Source organism: Azospirillum sp. (genome assembly GCF_035628975.1).
Lineage (GTDB): Bacteria > Pseudomonadota > Alphaproteobacteria > Azospirillales > Azospirillaceae > Azospirillum.
The window spans coordinates 16,225-29,562 of record NZ_DASPIS010000047.1 but is presented as its reverse complement, the minus strand read 5'-3'; the positions used below and the strand labels follow the sequence as shown (position 1 = coordinate 29,562).

Annotated in this window: 18 protein-coding genes; 5 read left to right on the top strand and 13 right to left on the bottom strand. The window is 67.1% G+C overall.

Translation table 11 applies throughout. From position 1 onward, the window contains the following. Positions 1–78 precede the first annotated feature (78 nt). The 7 genes from VD964_RS10240 to VD964_RS10210 all read right to left on the bottom strand — a co-directional run bounded on the left by VD964_RS10240 (position 79) and on the right by VD964_RS10210 (position 5,226). Positions 79–675 (bottom strand): OmpA family protein, encoded by a 597-nt coding sequence (locus tag VD964_RS10240; protein WP_149228278.1) that lies wholly within the window; start codon positions 673–675, stop codon positions 79–81. Between the two features lie 170 nt (positions 676–845). Continuing rightward, positions 846–1,382 carry a gamma carbonic anhydrase family protein gene (locus tag VD964_RS10235; RefSeq protein WP_111068422.1) on the bottom strand — a complete coding sequence of 179 codons (537 nt, stop codon included), beginning with the start codon at positions 1,380–1,382 and terminating at the stop codon, positions 846–848. A gap of 166 nt (positions 1,383–1,548) precedes the next feature. Beyond that, positions 1,549–2,625 (bottom strand): N-acetyl-gamma-glutamyl-phosphate reductase, encoded by a 1,077-nt coding sequence (gene argC, locus VD964_RS10230; RefSeq protein WP_324868213.1) that lies wholly within the window; start codon positions 2,623–2,625, stop codon positions 1,549–1,551. Between the two features lie 123 nt (positions 2,626–2,748). Beyond that, positions 2,749–3,237: a 30S ribosomal protein S9 gene (rpsI, locus tag VD964_RS10225; RefSeq protein ID WP_324868211.1), complete on the bottom strand. Its 489-nt coding sequence runs from the start codon at positions 3,235–3,237 to the stop codon at positions 2,749–2,751. 2 nt (positions 3,238–3,239) lie between these two features. Continuing rightward, positions 3,240–3,704, bottom strand: coding sequence for a 50S ribosomal protein L13 (gene rplM / locus VD964_RS10220; RefSeq protein WP_014187880.1), 465 nt, complete (start codon positions 3,702–3,704; stop codon positions 3,240–3,242). A gap of 182 nt (positions 3,705–3,886) precedes the next feature. Then, the gene (locus VD964_RS10215; RefSeq protein WP_324868207.1) at positions 3,887–4,405 is read right to left on the bottom strand and encodes a PaaI family thioesterase; all 519 of its coding nucleotides are present in this window, start codon (positions 4,403–4,405) and stop codon (positions 3,887–3,889) included. 74 nt (positions 4,406–4,479) lie between these two features. Further along, positions 4,480–5,226: a glycine zipper 2TM domain-containing protein gene (locus VD964_RS10210; protein ID WP_324868205.1), complete on the bottom strand. Its 747-nt coding sequence runs from the start codon at positions 5,224–5,226 to the stop codon at positions 4,480–4,482. 187 nt (positions 5,227–5,413) lie between these two features. Between VD964_RS10210 and VD964_RS10205 the strand changes: the two genes are divergently transcribed. Then, complete coding sequence (locus VD964_RS10205; protein ID WP_324868203.1) at positions 5,414–5,581, top strand: hypothetical protein; 168 nt, start codon at positions 5,414–5,416, stop codon at positions 5,579–5,581. Positions 5,582–5,674: 93 nt separating this feature from the next. Here VD964_RS10205 and VD964_RS10200 read toward each other — a convergent pair whose 3' ends face one another. Beyond that, entirely contained in the window at positions 5,675–6,196 is a 522-nt protein-coding gene (locus tag VD964_RS10200; protein ID WP_324868201.1) for a ferritin-like domain-containing protein, read from the bottom strand. A gap of 242 nt (positions 6,197–6,438) precedes the next feature. On the opposite strand from VD964_RS10200, the gene VD964_RS10195 reads away from it, so the two are divergent. Then, entirely contained in the window at positions 6,439–7,401 is a 963-nt protein-coding gene (locus VD964_RS10195) for a formylglycine-generating enzyme family protein (RefSeq protein WP_324868199.1), read from the top strand. A 25-nt stretch (positions 7,402–7,426) separates the two neighbouring features. Here the strand turns inward: VD964_RS10195 and VD964_RS10190 are convergent, their stop codons facing one another. Beyond that, positions 7,427–8,326 (bottom strand): LysR family transcriptional regulator, encoded by a 900-nt coding sequence (locus VD964_RS10190; RefSeq protein ID WP_324868197.1) that lies wholly within the window; start codon positions 8,324–8,326, stop codon positions 7,427–7,429. A 108-nt stretch (positions 8,327–8,434) separates the two neighbouring features. Here VD964_RS10190 and VD964_RS10185 point away from each other — a divergent pair, with 108 nt between their 5' ends. The 3 genes from VD964_RS10185 to VD964_RS10175 all read left to right on the top strand — a co-directional run bounded on the left by VD964_RS10185 (position 8,435) and on the right by VD964_RS10175 (position 10,995). Further along, positions 8,435–9,079: a glutathione S-transferase gene (locus tag VD964_RS10185; RefSeq protein ID WP_324868195.1), complete on the top strand. Its 645-nt coding sequence runs from the start codon at positions 8,435–8,437 to the stop codon at positions 9,077–9,079. A gap of 36 nt (positions 9,080–9,115) precedes the next feature. Next, positions 9,116–10,015, top strand: a complete 900-nt coding sequence (locus tag VD964_RS10180; protein WP_324868193.1) for a pyridoxamine 5'-phosphate oxidase family protein — start codon at positions 9,116–9,118, stop codon at positions 10,013–10,015. A gap of 83 nt (positions 10,016–10,098) precedes the next feature. After that, the gene (locus VD964_RS10175) at positions 10,099–10,995 is read left to right on the top strand and encodes a 5'-nucleotidase, lipoprotein e(P4) family (RefSeq protein ID WP_324868191.1); all 897 of its coding nucleotides are present in this window, start codon (positions 10,099–10,101) and stop codon (positions 10,993–10,995) included. A 41-nt stretch (positions 10,996–11,036) separates the two neighbouring features. Here VD964_RS10175 and VD964_RS10170 read toward each other — a convergent pair whose 3' ends face one another. The 4 genes from VD964_RS10170 to urtD all read right to left on the bottom strand — a co-directional run bounded on the left by VD964_RS10170 (position 11,037) and on the right by urtD (position 13,338). After that, a complete protein-coding gene (locus VD964_RS10170; protein WP_188092578.1) occupies positions 11,037–11,189 on the bottom strand; it encodes a hypothetical protein in 153 nt (50 codons plus the stop codon). Positions 11,190–11,376: 187 nt separating this feature from the next. After that, complete coding sequence (locus VD964_RS10165) at positions 11,377–11,679, bottom strand: hypothetical protein (protein WP_349255954.1); 303 nt, start codon at positions 11,677–11,679, stop codon at positions 11,377–11,379. Between the two features lie 202 nt (positions 11,680–11,881). Next, positions 11,882–12,577: an urea ABC transporter ATP-binding subunit UrtE gene (gene urtE, locus VD964_RS10160; protein WP_324868187.1), complete on the bottom strand. Its 696-nt coding sequence runs from the start codon at positions 12,575–12,577 to the stop codon at positions 11,882–11,884. A gap of 14 nt (positions 12,578–12,591) precedes the next feature. Beyond that, positions 12,592–13,338: an urea ABC transporter ATP-binding protein UrtD gene (urtD, locus tag VD964_RS10155; protein WP_324868185.1), complete on the bottom strand. Its 747-nt coding sequence runs from the start codon at positions 13,336–13,338 to the stop codon at positions 12,592–12,594.

Below are 13,338 nucleotides of genomic sequence, written 5' to 3'. Positions count from 1 at the left end.
CGGCCTTTTTCTTGCGGAGTCTTCCGCTGGCGGGAAGGCCGATCCGAAACCCCCGGAGCGGCCCCCTGCCTGCCGTCCTTAGGACGACGGAGCGTTCAGCAGGCGCGGCAGGATCTGCGCACGACGGTTGGACGGCTCACGCACGTTCGGGCCGGTCTGGACCAGCAGCTGGCTCTCGCCCTTGCCTTCGGTCGTGATGTTGGCAGTCTGGATGCCCTTGGCGACCAGAGCCTTCTTGACCGCGTCGGCACGACGCAGCGACAGCTTCTGGTTGTAGGCCGGCGAGCCCGACGTGTCGGTGTGGCCGACGACGTGGATCTTGGCGCCACCGTTCTTCAGGATGGCCGACACCGCGTCACCGATCACGCGATCGGCGGCCGGGGTGATGGTCGACTTATCCCAGTCGAAGAACACCAGATATTCGCTCTGGACCGCAGCGACGGCGGCCGGAGCCGGAGCAGCGGCGGCCGGCGGGCACGGATAGCTGCCCTGATGGATGACGTAGCCGCCGTCACCGGTGCGGGCGGCGACGTTGCCCCAGCCGATGACCGGGTTGCACCACTCGGTGCCCTTGCCGACCAGGCTCGCGTCCTGGGCATTGGCGGCCGCCGACAGACCGAAAGCGACGATGGCGGCCGGGATGGCAGCCAGACCCGCGCGAACAATAGTCTTCATTGTCTTCACTCCCTTCCAGAACCCTTCCCCATCAGAGTGCCTGCGGGGGATGAACCTATCAATCGAAGCATCCGCCCATGTGCAAGCGCGGCAGCGACCATCCCAACATGTGGTGTGCGGTGGTGTTCCGACACCTCAGCCGATTGGCCGAACCGTACCTGTTCTTGGACCTATGCTCCACTTCCATAGCAGCTTTTCCGGTAGGTTTCCGCCAAATCCGTGTAACGGTGGCTGAGAACCGGAAAAACCGCGAGATCGCGCTCCGTCAGCTCGCGAACCGGTCTAGCAGGGCTGCCGGCCCACAAGAATCCGGACGTCACCCGCTTTCCGGGCGTCACCAGAGCACCGGCGGCGACCATCGCCCGCGACTCGACATAGGCCCCATCCAGGATGCAGGCCTTCATGCCGATGAAGCAGCCGTCTTCCAGCGTGCAGGCGTGCAGCAACGCCATGTGGCCGACGGTGATGTCGTCTCCGATGTAGGTGCCCTGCCCTTCAGAGGCCACGTGGATCACGGTGCCGTCCTGAATGTTGGTGCGAGCGCCGATTCGGACCTCGTTGACGTCTCCACGCACGGTGCAGCCGTACCAGATGCTGCTGTTCGCCCCGATCACGACATCACCGATCACCGCCGCCGTTTCCGCGATGAACGCGGTCGGGTCGATGGTGGGCAGGATGCCGTTGAAGGCGCGGACAAGGCCGGTCATCAGGTCGTACCGAAGTCGTGCATGACGGGCCGGATTGAAGCACCGTAAGGCTTAAGGCACCACCTGATTTCGCATTGACAGGGCAAAGCAAATCCCGATTGGTGCCTCCGTGCAACAGTGCGGATAGGGGGCCACAACGCTGTCACAGCCCCCTCGTGCGGACTTGTTACGGGAAAAGCGGCGCCTGATCGATGCCGGTGGTCTCGCCCAGACCCATCATGACGTTCATGTTCTGGATGGCCTGGCCCGAGGCGCCCTTCACCAGATTGTCGATCACCGACACGATGATGGCGCCGCGCGGGGTGCGGTCGGCGACCACGCCGATCAGATTGTGATTGGACGCGCGGACATGGCGCGTCGCCGGAACCACGCCGGCCGGCGTCACCCCGACGAAGGGTTCGTCGGCATAGCGGGCGGCCAGCGTCGTGCGCAGGTCGTCGGCGGTGACGCCATCGGCCATGCGGACATAGATGGTCGCCATCATGCCGCGGTTCATCGGCACCAGATGCGGGGTGAAGGAGACGGTGACCGGCCGGCCGGCGGCCAGCCGCAGCTCCTGCTCGATCTCCGGCATGTGGCGGTGGTGGCCGACGCCATAGGCGTTGAAGCCCTCCGACACCTCGGTGAACAGGTTGGCCTGCTTGGCGTCGCGGCCGGCGCCCGACACGCCGGACTTGGCGTCGATGATGATGCCGCCCGGCTCGATCTGGTTTTCCATCAGCAGCGGCAGCAGCGGCAGCAGCGAGCAGGTCGGGTAGCAGCCGGGATTCGCCACCACCCGCGCCTTGCGCACGCCCTGGCGGTTGAATTCGGTCAGGCCGTAGGCGACCTCCTTCTGCAGGCCGACGGCGCGGTGCTCATGCCCGTACCAGGTGGCGTATTCGGCCGGGTCGCTCAGACGGAAATCGGCGGACAGGTCGACCACCTTCAGCCCGCTGGGCAGGCCGGCGATCACCTCCTGCGTGGTGCCGTGCGGCAGGGCGCAGAAGATGAAGTCCAGGCCGTCCCACTTCAGCTGCTCGATCTTCACCAGATCGGGCAGGCCATAGCCGCCCAGATGCGGGAACACCTCCGCCATCGGCTTGCCGGCCTGTCGTTCTGCGGTCAGGGCGGCGATCTCGACATTCGGGTGGCGCAGCAGCATGCGCACCAGTTCGGCGCCGGTGTAACCGGAAGCGCCCAGGATGCCGACGCGGATTTTCGAACCGCCGGGAGTGCTGCCCGGAATGCTGATCGAGGCCATGGAGGCGATGTCCTTCGCTTGACGGGAGGAACGCTTGATTGGTGGTATCGGGACAAAAAGAAAGGGGCGCCCCTTTCGGGACGCCCCTCGCTTGTACCGTAAAGCCGCGGGCCCGTGTAGGGATTAGCGCTTCGAGAACTGGAAGCTGCGGCGGGCCTTGGCGCGGCCGTACTTCTTACGCTCGACCGTACGGGCGTCGCGGGTCAGGAAGCCGGCGGCCTTCAACGGCGGGCGCAGGGCCGGCTCGAAGTAGGTCAGCGCCTTGGAGATGCCGTGGCGGACGGCACCGGCCTGGCCCGACAGACCACCACCGGCGACGGTGGCGACGACGTCGAACTGGTCCAGACGCTCGGTCACGCCGAACGGCTGGGCGATCATCATGCGCAGCACCGGACGGGCGAAATAGACCGTCTGGTCGCGGCCGTTCACGGTGACCTTGCCGGTGCCCGGCTTGATCCACACGCGGGCGACGGCGTCCTTGCGCTTGCCGGTGGCGTAGGCGCGGCCCTGGGCGTCCAGCTTCGGAGCGGCCAGCTCTTCGGTGACGGTCGCGGTGGCGGCGGCGCCCGTCAGATCCTTAAGGCTGGAGAGGGTGGTGGTGACCTGAGCCATGCTTACGCGCTCCGCTTATTCTTCGGGTTCAGGGCGCCGATGTCGAGGGCGACCGGCTGCTGCGCATCGTGCGGATGCGTGGCGCCCTTGTAGACCTTGAGATGGGTCATCTGCTGACGGCCGAGCGGACCGCGCGGAACCATACGCTCCACGGCCTTCTCGATCACACGCTCCGGATACTTGCCGTCCAGGATCTGGCCCTTGGAACGGCCCTTGATCCCGCCCGGATAGCCGGTGTGCCAGTAGAAGATGTCGGCATCGCGCTTGTTGCCGGTCAGCTTCACCTTCTCAGCATTGATCACGACGACATGGTCGCCGCAATCCATGTGCGGGGTGTAGGTCGGCTTGTTCTTGCCACGCAGGATGTTCGCCAGGATGCTGGCGAGCCGGCCGAGAACGAGGCCGTCGGCGTCGACGACGTACCACTTCTTCTCGATTTCGGTCGGCTTCAGATTGAAGGTCTTCATCGCCACACTCGTTTCTTCGAATACGGATCGGCAGGCCGCCGAATCCGGGGCGCCGAAGCGGACGGCTTTCTACGGGCAGCGGCACACCTCTGTCAACCGAAAAATTTCCCTTTGAAATCAATGTCTTGCGAGAGCGGTAATTAGGTACCGCTCCGCCAAACCTATTGATAATAAACAGGTTTTTATGAGGCTCCATCTACGCGGTAATGAGATACCGCAACGGTGACGGGATCGTGCGGGGGGATGGAATAGGTGCCGGTGACATGGGCGACCGGCTCCGGATCGCCTTCCGAGAACAGCAGGATCTCGCCATAGGCCAGCCGCTTGCCCAGCTTCAGGACGCGCGCCTCGGCGATGATGGCAACGGGAGGTGGGCGGCGCAGGAAGTTGATGGTCATGCTGGTGGTCACCGCCAGTTCCACCCGCCCGATCAGGCTCAGCACCGCGCCATAGAGCGCCACATCGGCCAGCCCGAACATGGCCGGACCGGTTACCGTGCCGCCGGGCCGGACGAAATCGTCCTTGTAGGGCAGGCGCAGGCGGATCGTGCCGGCGCCGAGGCTGTCGACGACGATGCCGAAGTTTCCGACCAGGGGAACCCCCTCGCGGATCAGTTCCTCCAACTCCTCCCTGGTCATTGCCGGGGTAGGGGCCGGAGTAGGGGCGGGAGCGGCGCTGTGTGCGGAATCGACGGCGGACATGGACCCTCGGCCGGTGATCTTACGATTGGACCACCGGACTGTGCGCCATCCCGTCCATTCGGGCAAGTATGGAGCTATTCGGCCGGTTTCTCTTCCGCCGGGACGGGGGCGGCGGACGGGGTGGAGGCCGCAGGCGCCGGAACGTTGTCGGTGGGGGCGGTCAGGCGGATGGGACCGCCGCCGCTGGACGGCGCAGGGCCAGCGGCGGATTCCGACGGAGCCGGTGCTGCAGGCGGGGCGAGCGGCACCGCCTTGATGTCCGATTTCGGCGTTTCCGGCTTCGGGGGCTCCGCCGCGGCGTCTGTCCTGGCAGAGTTCGGTTGGGCCGAATCGGCCTTGGCGGTCGCGGACTCGGCGGGCGACGAATAGTCGGGCACGATGCGGGCCTGGCTGCCCGTGATGACCAGAACCTTCTGGCCGATGGGCAGCGGCTGCGGTTCCTTCTGGGTCAGCGACAGCAGGTCGCCGTTGGATTTGCGGACGATGTATTCCCAGCCGGTGGTGTCGCCGGCGATGTGCTCCATCGCCGTGCCCAGCAGTCCGCCGATCGCCGTGCCTCCGACGGTGCCCAGCGCGGCGTTCATGCCGCCGGAGCCGACCTGCGCGCCCAGGATGCCGCCGGCCGCGCCGCCGCTGACGGCGCCGACCGTGCCGTTGGCGCTGATCGCCACCTGACGAAATCCGACCACGACCGCCGGCTCCACCTTGTTAGCCTGCTGGACCGCGCTGGAGGAGTAGGTGTTGGGCGAATAGTCGGAGGTGCAGCCCGCAAGACCGCCGGCCACGGCGACGAACAGGCAAAGGGAAACCGATCTGAGCACGGGGGATCCATCCGTTTTGAGACCCGTCCTGTCTCTTACGGCAAAGCAAGCCTGCTCGTCACCGGGCAAAATCCGGACAAGGCCGGAAGGCTGCATTGCGGTGCGGCGATGCCCGGTGACGGATCGTTGGCAACGGCTGCGCCCCTGCGCTGTTGGGAAGGCATCGTCACAACCGGGAGCAACCACGATGAACGAAGCGTCCAAGCAGGGGAAACCGGAAAACGATACGGCCAAGTCCGGCAAACCGTCCACCGCCGGCACCGACCAGGACCGTGACAAGACCCTGACCGAGAAATCGGAGGAAAAGGCCGGCGGCGCCAACAAGAAGACCCCGGGGCCCATCTACGACGTCTGATCCCCCCGGCGCCACGGGCGGGGTGCAATGGAAACGGCCGGGGAAGAGCCTGTCTTCCCCGGCCGTTTCCATGCGGGCAAATCGAGTCCGGCGTCAGCGGCCGGCGGTCTGGTCGCTGGCCTTCAGCGACAGGTATTTCAGGGTCAGGGTCGGCACATTCTCGATCACCCAGGACGCCATCGCCTCCTCCTCGCGCAGCGAGGTCTGCAGCAGCGGCACGGCGAAGGCGAAGTTGCCGGCATCCGCCACGGTCAGAAGCGACCGGTAGCTCGCCACCTCGAAATTCTCGAAGGCGTAGTTGGCGAAGGAGTTCTTGAGGATTTCGTCCTCGGCGAAGCTGTGGCCCAGCGCCGCCAGATTGCCCATGATCGACAGGGCGGTGTCCTTCAGGCCGGAATGGCTTTCCTGCAACTGGTCCAGAATCTGGTCGAGACGGGTGATCTGCGCCTCGGTCTCGCCGCGGTGCATGCGCAGATGGTCGGAGACTTCCGGGTAATTCACCAGACGGTCAAGCTGGCGGTCCATCAGCGCAAGCGCCTGCTGTTCGACCGCATGGGCGTTGCGCAGACCGGTGACGAACAGCGCGCGCGTGAGATCCGCGGGATAGGCGGCCATGAGTATGCTCCTGTGGTGTCAAAGTTCCGTTGAACGTCTGCCCGCACCAACAGGGCGGCCACGCTTTCGACGCCCCACCGCTTTCGACCTACCCCGATGGCACAGGCGGACGGTCCCTCGGCTGCCGGACCGGGCGGGAGGTGCCCCGACCAGGACACGGACGCACGGTTGCCGGGAACGGGTTGCACCGGGGAAATGACGGGATGACCCACTGCACCTCTCTTGCAAAAGACATCCGCACCATGAGATGCGCCCTGCCCGGTTCGCTGGGCGCCGTGGCCGTCCTGATCCTTCTGCTGACCGGTCTGACCGCCTGGCGCCGGGCCGAGCCGGTGGACCTGACCGGCTGGCGCGCCGAACGGCTGGCCGCCTTCCAAGTCTGGCAGGCCGGAGGCGCGGCGCGCGAGATCTGGGACCATCCCGACGCGCCGGTGCTGGTGACGGTGCCGGCCGGCAGCTTCCTCCAGGGTTCGCCGGAGACGGAGGCGGAGCGTTTTCCGGGAGAAGCGATACAGCGGCCGGCGACGATCCGGCACGCATTCGCGCTCGGCAAATACACGGTCACCCGTGGCGAGTACGCCCGCTTCGTCGAGGACAGCGGATACCGGTCGCAGACCATCTGCCGCGGCTATGCCGGCGAAACCGAACTGCTGCCGCGCTGGCATTTTTCCTGGCGCCGGCCTGGATTCGACCAGACGAACGCCCACCCGGCGGTCTGCGTCAGTTGGTACGATGCCAAGGCCTATGTGGACTGGCTCAGCCGCCGCACCGGCCACGCCTATCGCCTGCCGACGGAGGAGGAGTGGGAGTATGCGGCCCGTGCCGGCTCCGCGACCGCCCGCTGGTGGGGCGATGACCCGGCGACGGGATGCGGCGCGGCGAACGGCGCCGACCTGACCGCCAAGGACCGCTTCACCGACTGGGAGGTGGCGGCCTGCCGCGACGGCGCCCTGTTCACCGCCCCGGTCGGCAGCTATCGGCCCAACGGCTTCGGCCTTTACGACATGCTGGGCAATGTCTGGCAGTGGGTGGAGGATTGCGCGACGGACGGGTCCGCGGAGGCCGGAGAGGCTTGCCCGCGGCGGCGGATGCGCGGCGGGTCGTGGCACAGCCACCCGCGCTACATCCGCTCCGCCGTGCAGCGGGAGAACGAGGCCGAAATCGGCTTTGCCGCCTACGGATTCCGCGTCGTCCGCGATCCCTGAGGGTCTTCCTGCCGAAGCCCCGCGGTCAAGGGTGCAGCACGGCCAGCGCCGACAGCCCCTGCACCGCATGGTCGAGGAAGGCGCGCACCCGGCCGGGCATCAGCCGGGCCGTCGGCACCACGACATGGACCGGCAGTGGCGCCGGTTCGGCATGCGGCATCAGGCGCACAAGGGTTCCGGCGGCGATGTCGTCGGCCGCCTGGTAGGACAGCGGCCGGGCGATGCCGTGCCCGTCCCGCGCCGCGAGCAGGGCCGGCTCGATGTGGCTGACCGCCAGCCGCGGGGTGACCCGCACCACCCGCTCCCGCCCGTCGACCAGAAAGCGCCAGTCCGGCGGACCGGGACGGGCGGTCGACAGGATGATGTCGTGGCCGGCCAGATCCTCCGGCATCGAGAGCGTGCCGCGACGCTCCAGATAGCCGGGGCTGGCGACCAGATAGCGCGCGACCTGCCCCACCCGCCGGGCGACGAGGCCGGAGTCGGGCAGCGGACCGATGCGGATGGCGACGTCCAACTCCTCCTCGATCAGGTCGAGATTGCCGTCGGACAGCACCAGCTCGACCCGGATGTCGGGGAAGGCTCGCATGAAGTCGAGGACCAGCGGCGTCACATGCTTGCGCCCGAACATCACCGGAGCGGTGACGCGCAACCGCCCGCGCAACGGCCGGTCGGTGCCGGTGGCAGCCAGCGCCTCGTCATAGTCGGCCAGCAGCCGGCGCGCCTGCTCCGCCAGCCGACGCCCGGCGTCGGTGGGGGCGAGGTTGCGGGTGGTCCGCTCGATCAGCCGCAGGCCCAGCCGCTCCTCCAGCCCCGACAGGGCGCGGGTGACGGCGGGCGCCGACCGCCGCAGCCGCTTGGCCGCCCCGGCGAGGCTGCCGGCCTCCAGGATCGCGACGAAGATCGCCAGTTCGTCCAGCCGGTCCACGATTATTCCGTTTTCCGAAAGAGTGCCTTTTGATCAAAGCGCATTCCTGCGCCGGGGTGCAAGTGGTTGGCTATGGGCATCCGCGATCCGAGAGAGAGGAGCTCTGTCATGAGCATCAGCACCCAACCCGCCATCACGCTCTACGGCACGCCGCTGTCGGGCCATGCCCACCGGGTGGAGGCATTCCTGAACATCCTCGGCCTGCCATACCGTTACGTCGATGCGAATGCCGAGGTGCGGAAATCGGAGACCTTCCTCGCCCTGAATCCCTTCGGGCAGATCCCGGTGCTGGTCGACGGCGACCTCGTCCTGCCGGACTCCGTCGCAATCCTCGTCTATCTCGCCGACCGCTACGACGGTTCCGGCCATTGGAAACCGAAGGCGCCGGAAGAGGCGGCGCAGGTGCAGCGCTGGCTGTCGATCGCATCCGGCGACCTGCGCTTCGGGCCGGCGCTGGCGCGCATCCTGACGCTGTGGGGCGGGGCCGGTTCGCTGACCGATGCACAGAGAATTGCGGAGCGCGTCCTGCGCTTCATGGACGGTCATCTGGCCGGCCGCGACTGGCTGGCGGCGGAGCGGCCGACCATCGCCGACATCGCCTGCTACGCCTATGTCGCCCGCGCCCCGGAAGGCCGCATCCCGCTCGATCCCTATCCGGCGGTCCGCCGCTGGCTGGAACGGGTGGAAGCGATCCCGGCGCTGACACCGATGCCCCAGAGCGCCATTCCAAGCGCCATTCCGCAGCACGCCTGAACATTCTCCCGCCATTCCGAACAAAGGAGCACGGCCATGGACCAGGACCGCATCCCCGATCCCTTCCATCCCGGCGAGCGGGAGGCGCAGGCGCGGGCCGGGTTCCGCGTGCCGTCGGCGCCGATCCGCGACCGGCTGATCCCGCAGCACCAGGACTTCTATCCGCTGCTGCCCTGGCTGCTGGTCGCCGCACGGGACGAGGCCGGTGACCCGGCGGCCGGGGTGCTGACCGGCGCCCCCGGCTTCGTCGCCGCAGCCGACCCGCGGACGCTGTGGGTGCGGCCCGACCACGGCGCGTGGCAGCCCTGGCCGACCGGACCGGCGGTGGGGGATCCGGTGGCGGCGCTGGGCATCGACCTCGGCACCCGCCGCCGCAACCGGGTGAACGGACGGGTGGCGGCACGCGACGGGGTGGCATTCGCCATCGCGGTGGAGGAGAGCTTCGGCAACTGCCCGCAATACATCCATGTCCGCCGGGCGGAGGCCGTACCCCCCTCCCCCGCCGGAGCGGTGGAGGCGCTGGTCGGCCTGGACGGTGAGGCCCGGCGCCTGATCGGTACGGCCGACACCGCCTTCGTCGCCTCCGCCTCGTCGGCTGGCCATGACGGCCGGCTGGACATGTCGCACCGGGGAGGGCCGGCGGGTTTCATCCGAATCGACGGCGACCGGCTGATCATTCCGGACTATGCCGGCAACCGCTATTTCAACACGCTGGGCAACATGCTGCTGAACCCCCGCGCCGGGCTGCTGCTGGTCGAGGCCGCCAGCGGCGACGTGCTGCACCTGACCGGGGCGGTCGGCATCGATTGGCACCCCGACCCTGCCCTGCCCAATGCCCAGCGAAGCTGGAGCCTCCATGTGGAGCGCGGGTGGCGGCGGAAGGCCGCGATCCCGCTGCGCTGGACCCGATTGGAGGACGGTAGCGGGACACCCTGACGCAAGCGTCACTGGACCATCGCCAAGCACCCGAAACTGTGCTTCGATGACGGTTCCATGACACTTGATGGATGGGTGTGTCGATGCGCAAATCCGCCTGTTCCGGGCGCTGGTCGCTGCTGTCCGGTGCGGTTGCCCTCTCCCTTCTGGCCGGGCCTGCCCTGGCGGCCGATCCTGCTCCTCAGAGCCCGGCTCAACAGGGTCCGGTGCCCCAGAACGACCTGCTGAACGCCGAGTTGTGGATGCAGCGCTCGGTCGAATACAAGGCCAACGCGCTGGCGGTCTATGCGCTGGGCAGGATCCAGCTGGACAAGGCGCTGGCCGACAAGACCTGGACGGCGGCGACCGAACAGACCGGCAATTACCAGGACCTGCCGCCGGCCGTGGTGCTGGACCTGGACGAGACGGCGATGGACAACTCCGCCTATCAGACCGGCCTCGTGACCACCGGCACCGACTTCTCGCCCAAGACCTGGGACGCCTGGGTGAAGGCGGAGAAGGCGACAGCGGTGCCGGGCGCGGTGGAGTTCACCCAATATGCCGAGTCGAAGGGCGTCAAGGTCTTCTACGTCACCAACCGCAGCGCCGACCAGGAAGAGCCGACCCGCCGCAACGCGCAGGCGCTGGGATTCCCGATGGGCGGCAACGTCGATACCTTCCTGATGTCCAAGGAAAAGCCCGACTGGGGTTCGGCGAAGAGCACGCGGCGCGCGGCCATCGCCAAGGATTACCGGATCGTCCTGCTGTTCGGCGATAATTTCGGCGATTTCAGCGACGCCTACAACGGCAGCGACGCGGAGAGGCTGAAGGCCTATGAGTCGGCGAAGGAGCGTTTCGGGCGCGACTGGCTGATGCTGGCCAATCCCGGCTACGGCTCGTTCGAGAGCGCGCCCTACGGTCACAATTTCAAACTCTCGGCCGACGAGAAGCGGGCCAAGAAGGTCGGTGCGCTGGAACCCTGGGTGGCGCCGGCCCAGTAAGCACGTGAAGGATGGGGGGTGCGCCGGTCTGAGACGAACTCTCAGAAGATCAGGCGCACCGCCTGCACGATCACTACCCACGGCGCGCCGATCATCACCGTCCACACGGCCAGACGCGGCAAACCGCGCATCTTGCGGATTTTCGGCTCGGCGGACGGGGCGGCTTCGAAAGAGGTGGCGTTGTAGATCGACATGGCCTGCTGCTCCATGAGCAAGATGACGGTGACGCCATCATGCGGTTTCGATCCTTAACGACCTTTAAAGAGCACCGCCTGCCAAGTCGACGTTTGTGCATTACCTCGACCGGATAAGTATACTCCCGGCGAACGCGGCGTCGCGGCGCTGAGCGACAGCCGCCGCGGCGCCATGATGGAACGGATGTTACGGCTTCGCCACGTGCCAGACGTTGTTCACACCGTCACCGGTGGTGTCGCCGGGCTTGGCGTCCTTGGCCCAGGTGTAGAGCGGCTTGCCGTCATACGCCCATTGCTTGGATCCATCGTCGCGGGTGACCACGGTGTATTTGCCCATCGGCTTGGCGGAGGCAGAAGCCATCAGCGGCGGCCAGTTCGTTGCGCAAGGCCCGTTGCAGGCCGACTTGCCGGCACTGTCCTTGTCGAAGACGTAGAGCGTCATTCCCTTCGCGTCGGTCAGGACGGGACCCATCGCGGTCTTCCCCATCATGGCCGGTTCTTTATCCTGAGCGAAGGCAGGCGCGCCAAACAGGGCGATCCCCAGAAAGGCGACTGCGGCGACACGGATTGCGGATTTCATTGCGCGGTTCCTCCCAAAGCAGGCCCGCCGGATGGCAGGCCCGATGGATCAAAGACGCAATGACCGTCCGGTTATTCCGCAGCTCGCCCACAGAAAATTACCGCAAGCAGTGTTATACCGTCAGGTACTTGCGCACCTCCTGCTCGTCCAGGCCGCTGCGCGGGCCGGACAGCATCACCTCGCCACGTTCCATCACCACCCAGTCGTCGGCAAGGTCGCGGGCGAAATCGAAGTATTGCTCCACCAGCAGGATCGCCATGGTGCCCTTGTCGCGCAGGTAGGAGATGGCGCGGCCGATGTCCTTGATGATGGAGGGCTGGATGCCCTCGGTCGGCTCGTCCAGAACGAGCAGGCGTGGGCGGGTCACCAGGGCGCGGCCGATGGCGAGCTGCTGCTGCTGACCGCCGGACAGGTCGCCGCCGCGGCGGTCCAGCATGGATTTCAGGACCGGGAACAGCTCGAACACCTCGTCGGGGATCGAGCGTTGCGAGCGCGGCAGCGGGGCGTAGCCGGTCAGCAGGTTTTCCCGCACCGTCAGCAGCGGGAAGATCTCGCGCCCTTGCGGAACATAGGCGATGCCGCGGCGCGCCCGGTCGGCCGGAGCCAACTTGGTCACGTCGGCGCCGTCCCAACCGATGGAGCCGCCGGACACCGGCTTCAATCCGACGATGGCACGCAGCAGGCTGGATTTGCCGACACCGTTGCGGCCGACCAGACAGGTGACCTTGCCGATTTCGGCCTTCATGGAAACGCTGCGCAGGGCTTGTGCGGCGCCGTAATGCAGATCGAGGGAACGAACGTCCAACATCGTGGGGTCTCCCGTCAGCGGCCGAGATAGGTGTCGATGACTTGGGCGTTGGCGCTGACCGAATCCAGCGAGCCTTCCGCCAGGACGGAGCCTTCGGCCAGCACCGTCACCTTGACGCCCAGCGCGCGGACGAAGCTCATGTCATGCTCCACCACGATCACCGAATGCTTGCCGGCGATACTGCACAGCAGCTCGGCGGTCTGTTCGGTCTCGGCGTCGGTCATGCCGGCGACCGGCTCGTCCACCAGCAGAAGCTTGGGATCCTGGGCCAGCAGCATGCCGATCTCCAGCCACTGCTTCTGCCCGTGCGACAGGCTGCCGGCCTGACGGCCGCGCAAGGGCGACAGGCGGGTGATGTTGAGGATCTCCTCGATCCGGGCGCGGTCGTCGCGGCTGATGGCGTAGGTCAGCGTCTTCAGTGGCCGGCGCGGCGCCTTCAGCGCCAGTTCCAGGTTGTCCCACACCGTGTGGGGTTCGAAGACGGTCGGGCGCTGGAACTTGCGGCCGATGCCGAGATTGGCAATGGCCGCCTCGCGCAGGCGGGTCAGGTCGGTCTGGCCCTCGAACAGGATGGTGCCTGTGTCGGGGCGGGTCTTGCCGGTGATGACGTCCATCATGGTGGTCTTGCCGGCGCCGTTGGGGCCGATGATCGCCCGCATCTCGCCGGGCATCATCACCAGCGACAGGCTGTTCAGCGCCTTGAAGCCGTCGAAGCTGACCGACACGCCGTCGAGATAGAGAAGGGTCGATTCCGCGCTCAT